General features: G+C 57.6%; 2 protein-coding genes. Both read left to right on the top strand.

The window, feature by feature from the left end; translation table 11 throughout:
- On the top strand, window positions 1-204 hold a 204-nt coding region (locus tag GGQ85_RS20615; protein WP_309776072.1), incomplete at its 5' end, for a TonB C-terminal domain-containing protein.
- A 942-nt stretch (window positions 205-1,146) separates the two neighbouring features.
- Window positions 1,147-2,394 carry an outer membrane beta-barrel protein gene (locus GGQ85_RS20610; RefSeq protein WP_079448217.1) on the top strand — a complete coding sequence of 416 codons (1,248 nt, stop codon included), beginning with the start codon at window positions 1,147-1,149 and terminating at the stop codon, window positions 2,392-2,394.
- Window positions 2,395-2,666: the final 272 nt, after the last annotated feature.

The following is a 2,666-nucleotide window of genomic DNA, read 5'->3' as shown; positions in this document are numbered from 1 at the left end:
CGCCGAATCCTGGCCACCTGGCAGAAGGAATTGGTCGCTCATCTCGACAAGCACAAGCGCTATCCGCCTGAACACATCCAGAAAAACGTCGAGATTCTCGTCAACTTCGTGCTCGATCGCCTCGGCCATGTCGTGTCGGCCACCATCGTGAAGGGATCGGGTGATCCGGTCTTCGACAACGCAACCAAGCTGACGCCGACATAGGTGCTTAAGAAAGTAGCAGAATAGCTTTCGCACGCTTTATTCTGTTCAATTTTTTCCGATTGCATCGCGCATAACTCCCGGCGAGTAGGATGGCTCGGCTCATCTTGAATGAGATGGCCACAGCATCGCTTTGCTCAGAATCCACGCAGATCACTGCCCAAATTTAATGCTGTGCATGCACCTAACGGGGTGCATAAGCGATGAAAGGATAACCGGAGTTCAGCATCCATTGTCGGCAGGCAATCCGGAGCGGGAAGATAGACGCGCGAAAACCTCCGCGCGGGCAGCGAATTGCGCCGCTGCCAAATTTTGTTTCTGGGTTATATTTTCTGGAATATCCCGTTAGAGCGGCTTTGCCAGCATCACTCGTCCCAGTTCGCCCGCTCACCCAGGCGAGGCGCCGTCCTCCGATAAAGTCCTGCATTTTCAGATCTCCAATGAGGCCGTCTGGGGTCGGCCTATGGCGTTCCTACGCCGATCGATGAAATTTTATGCAGTGCTCATCGTCAATAGCTCCAGCCTCACTCCTTCCCCTGGAATTCAATCGACGGAAATTGCTGACATGAGGGGCTAAGCGAGCATGACCGGGCATCCCCGCTTTGGCAGCCCGTCTTAGGTGCTGCCAAAGGCCAAGTGCGAAGCAGACCGCAGCAATAGCGAGTGCCGATCGGCTGGCACATGTTTTGCTTTGTGTGACGCGGGACACGTTCAAGAGCAGTCCCCTGGTGATCGCTCTGCGGGATCTGGTCCCAGGAAACGATAACCCGCCCCTTCGTCGCTTTCTTAGTTTGGTGAGGACCATGTCCAACGATCAAGAGGACAACCGAATACACGCGAAACGGCCGCGGCGCCTTACGTACCGCCGAAAGATAAGGCGTCGCTTTTCCGCGACCCCTCTTAGTTCTCGCGCGCATTGACCCTTCCAAGGAGGGGAATGCACCGATGACATCACAATCGCCATATTCGCAAACACTTCAGACGTCCGGGCGCACCGCGCGTCGTCGATTCGATCTCGGGATCTTGCAATTCGCCCTCACGCTGGGCGGCTGCAGCGCGCTCTTCGATGTAGGAGTCGCGCACGCCGAGCCTCTTTCCACGCCCAGCTTTTCTGGCCCGCTTGTGCCAAATTCCGACCCCTTCTCGATAGATGCGGGTCAGCTTGGTTCGGTTTTCGTCGGCGGCCAACTGATCGGAATCGGCGCACTCCAAACTCATCCCACCCACGCCGGGGGGACCGGCAATGAGGGCAGTTTCGTCGATGTGACCAGCGCTCAGATCGAGCTTCAAACGACCAAGGGGCCGGTGCAGTTCTACATTCAGGGGGGCGCGTATTCTGTGCCAGTCCTCGGCTCCTCCTATCTGCAAGCGACAAAGGCAACAGGCCAGCTATACGGGCCAGTTTCTGTTGCTTATGCCAAGGCGGTAATCAATCCTGAACTGTCAGTTGTAGCGGGCCACCTGCCAACTTTGGTGGGGGCCGAGTCGACCTTCACCTTCCAGAACATCAACATCGCGCGCGGGCTGCTTTGGAATCAGGAGAACGCAGTCAACCGCGGCGTTCAGATCAATTATGGGCACGGCCCGCTCAGCGCGTCGGTGTCGCTGAACGATGGCTTTTTCTCAGGCACATTGAACTGGCTTTCGGGCGCGCTGACGTATGCGATCGATTCGTCGCATTCGATCGCCTTCGTGGGTGCGGGCAGCCTGTCGCCAAACGACAAATCCTCAACCGCAACGCCGCTATTGCAGAACAATAGCAGCATCTTCAACCTGATCTACACATACACCAGCGGCCCGCTAACACTCACGCCATACCTGCAATACAACCACGTTGGGCGTGATGATCAACTCGGAATCAATCGCGCGGCCGGCACCTATGGAGGTGCCCTTCTCGCCAAATACACGTTGAACCATGAGTGGTCCCTCGGCGCCCGCGCCGAATATATAAAGGCGACCGGCGGAACGTGTGGCGCCGACCCTAACTGCACGCCGACAAATTTGCTCTATGGGGCAAAGAGCGACGCCTGGTCGCTTACCATCACTCCGACTTACGAGAAGGGCTTATTCTTCGTGCGTGGAGAGTTGTCCTATGTCCGCGTTGGCCATCTCGAAGCCGGCTACGGCTTCGGCCGCGATCTCAACCAACGCGATCAGGTCCGAGCGTTGGTGGAGACCGGCATTCTCTTCTGACGGCTACCGGCGCGGCGCGGTCGAGGGATCACGCCGCTCCGGCAAGGGCGTATGGACGCGCCTTCCGCGGTAAGCGGAGGAACCCGGCGCGATACCGGACGGCGTTTATGAGTCCTGAGCCTAGCACTACTTTGGCAGATTTTGCTGAAGGCGGCCTGCGAGCAGCATTTCACAGTACGTGCATCGTAACGGTGGAGGCCGCACGAATAGGTCGAGGATGGCTTGTCTGATGGCTGGCATGCTCGGCTGTGGCGGAGGGCCTGAGACTCTTT

Origin of the sequence: Nitrobacter vulgaris (assembly GCF_031453995.1) — a bacterium.
Lineage (GTDB): Bacteria > Pseudomonadota > Alphaproteobacteria > Rhizobiales > Xanthobacteraceae > Nitrobacter > Nitrobacter vulgaris.
The sequence above is the reverse complement of the archived record's forward strand: the minus strand, read 5'-3'. Positions and strand labels throughout refer to the sequence as shown.